This is a genomic window from Photobacterium sp. GB-56 (genome assembly GCF_003026105.1).
Classification (GTDB): Bacteria; Pseudomonadota; Gammaproteobacteria; order Enterobacterales; family Vibrionaceae; genus Photobacterium.
The window spans coordinates 1-2,699 of sequence record NZ_PYNW01000040.1; the positions used below are offsets into that span (position 1 = coordinate 1).

Genomic DNA, 2,699 nt, shown 5'->3' on the forward strand with positions numbered 1-2,699 from the left:
CAACCGCTCGTAATGAATCTGGGGTGGTTACTGGGAAAGGTGAAGATATAACAGGGATCTGGTTAGAAAAAAGCAGGACAAGGATTAGGAGCACCAATACCATCCCAGATAGCCGATAAATTAAGAGACAGAGAGTTTTCAAGTTTTGATACGTTTAGAGAAGCGTTTTGATTTGAGGTTTCTAAAAATCACTCTTTAATGAGTCAATTTATACCTGCAAATATTAAGCGAATGCAAGACGGTAAGGCACCACGAGCAAGGTTCAAGGATACAGTGGGTGGTAGACGTTCTTTCGAATTGCATCATATTGAAGAGATACAACACGGTGGTGAGGTTTATAATATTGATAACCTTAGAGTTAACACTCCTCGTAACCATATAGATATACATAAGAGCTAATAATGGAATTAAAAGACACGATAAATGACTATACAGAAATTGAGTTTATTTATTTGATAAATGAGATTATTGAATCTAAAGGAACCAATGATTATCAAGATGAATTACTTGAACATTTTTGTCAGATAACAGAACACCCAGATGGTTCTGACTTAATTTATTATCCTGAAAATGAGAACGATGGAAATCCAGAACGGATCGTTGAAATTGTGAAAAGTTGGCGAAATTCGCAAGGCTTATCGTTATTTAAAGTTTAATAGAAACAAAAAATATTAGCACCACAGTAACTTTCAATTCAGTACGCATAAATATAATTACTGTTAAATGACCGCCCATCGAGGCGGTCTTTTAGTATCTGGACGTTACGGCGTATCGGATCGCTTTAGATAACATATGTTAAATAGAGCTTATTTCGGGCAAGTTATTGCCTATGCGTATTCTTTAGTATTATTGCGTCTTCATAAAATAAAGGACTAGCTGATGAGTAATGACGTAATAACAGTTGGCAGTAAAACAACAACGGGCGGTTCTGTTATATCAGGTCACGGTGGTGTCATTATAAACGGACAAAAGGTTGCCCTTGTTGGTGATATTGCGACTTGCCCATGCGGCAGCAAAAGTTGCAGAGGTCAAGGTCCGATTGTCGCCCAATCCCCAAGGGCTGCAAATATGTTTGGTACAAACCTAGCTCGTGTCGGTGATCTTGTTGATACTGGGTGTGGTAACTGCTTTCTTGACGCCAGTTCTCATCAGGTAAGTTTGAGTACATCAACAGCGACTAATTTGAACATGGGTAGCGGTGTCAATATTGGTAATGGCGTTAATATTAATGGTGGTAGTGGAGTTACCTTTAGTAATAATTCCAACACTAGTGGCGTTGGAACTAACAACTCATTTGTATCCCCTCAATCTTCTAGTAAGGCGGCACAGGCAGCTTATGATCTGACAGAAAAAGAATGGAATGAAGATATAAAAAGAATTGCAAAAAAATATCAATGGGACACTTCTCAACAAGAGAACGTCAGCATTGCGATTATGACTGTCAAAGAAGCAAATGAGTATTTAGATTTGCTTATCAAAGACACACACGGACAGCTTTCCACAGGTAAAGACTACACAGGCGTAGGCATGGGACTGAAAGGTGCTTATGAAGTGGCTAAAGAACTTGGGGGATGGGGTGCAACCGCTAAGGCGATTAATATCAACGGGGTAATGAATATTGTGGTAGAGAACTACAAGCCTCGATATTTAGACCTTGGTATTAGTTGGCAAGAAGCAACGCCTCAAATGCTAAAAATTGGTCACGCCTTAAATACCGTTAAAGGGAATATTAGTTTTTTAAACGCAAACATTTATGCAGAAATTGTGTTTAGTGGTGCGGTCAATGCGGTTGATTACATGCTACACAATGAGAAGACGCTAGGCGAAGTCATAGGGCAATTTACTGCGGATATCTCTAAGGGGGTCGTGGCTGGTGTAATTGCTCAAGGGGCACTTTTAGTCGCTCGTGCTGGTGCTGGTTTTCTGTTTGGGTTCTCATTACCCGCAGCAGTTGGATTAGGTTTATTTGTTTATTCAGCATTTAAGATAGGGGGTTATATATCTGACTTGGATAATCAGTATGAGTTTACTAAGCCAATGAAAGAAACAGTAGAGGATTTAATTGACTAATCATGTTAGATACTTTCAAAAAACTTACATTTTTAATGTTTTTTATAGGGGTTGTGTCATGGTGCGGTTGGGGAGCTTATGATTTAAGTCATACGGTGGAGATAGTAGGAATTAAACCTGTAATCAAAGTATCGGGATACCTTAACAATACATCGTCGTTTGTATTATTTGGTTTTTTCCTTCCTTCTATCCCAATGGCATTTCTTAATATATTCACTGGTATTCAACTCCCAAGGTTAACGCTAAGGTTAATGCTATTTGGTGCACTAATTGGTGCATTAATAGGGCACTATTTAGATGCCTCGTTGAGGGATAAAATACTCGAGTCAAACTACATCGAATGTACATCTGAGCGAGAACTTACTTTAAAATACTCGAGTCAAACTTATGTATTACCACCCACAAAATGTGATTATACCAAGCATAAATAGCTTTACTGTTAAATGACCGCCCATCGAGGCGGTTTTTTAGTATCTGGACGTTACCGCGTATCGGATCGCTTTAGATGTTTATTGTTAAATAGAGCCTGTTTCGGGCAAATTATTGCCCCTTGTCTTTTTGTCTTATCATTTGGGAATAGTACAAGGATAAGACGATGTGGAAAGCAACCGAAGTTAGCGCAAAACCTA

General features: G+C 38.7%; 2 protein-coding genes and 1 pseudogene. All 3 read left to right on the forward strand.

Annotated elements, in window-relative coordinates:
• Nucleotides 1-399: pseudogene (locus C9J42_RS21770) on the forward strand (HNH endonuclease signature motif containing protein); the annotation flags it as partial.
• Nucleotides 400-401: 2 nt separating this feature from the next.
• On the forward strand, nucleotides 402-656 hold the full coding sequence (locus tag C9J42_RS21175; protein WP_107208020.1) for a bacteriocin immunity protein: 255 nt from the start codon (nucleotides 402-404) through the stop codon (nucleotides 654-656).
• 223 nt (nucleotides 657-879) lie between these two features.
• On the forward strand, nucleotides 880-2,070 hold the full coding sequence (locus C9J42_RS21775; protein ID WP_233219399.1) for a PAAR domain-containing protein: 1,191 nt from the start codon (nucleotides 880-882) through the stop codon (nucleotides 2,068-2,070).
• Nucleotides 2,071-2,699: the final 629 nt, after the last annotated feature.

Bases quoted from the DNA above. Each gene is read 5' to 3' on its own strand.
- C9J42_RS21775 (WP_233219399.1), top strand. From the start codon at position 880: ATGAGTAATGACGTAATAACAGTTGGCAGTAAAACAACAACGGGCGGT.
- C9J42_RS21175 (WP_107208020.1), top strand. From the start codon at position 402: ATGGAATTAAAAGACACGATAAATGACTATACAGAAATTGAGTTTATT.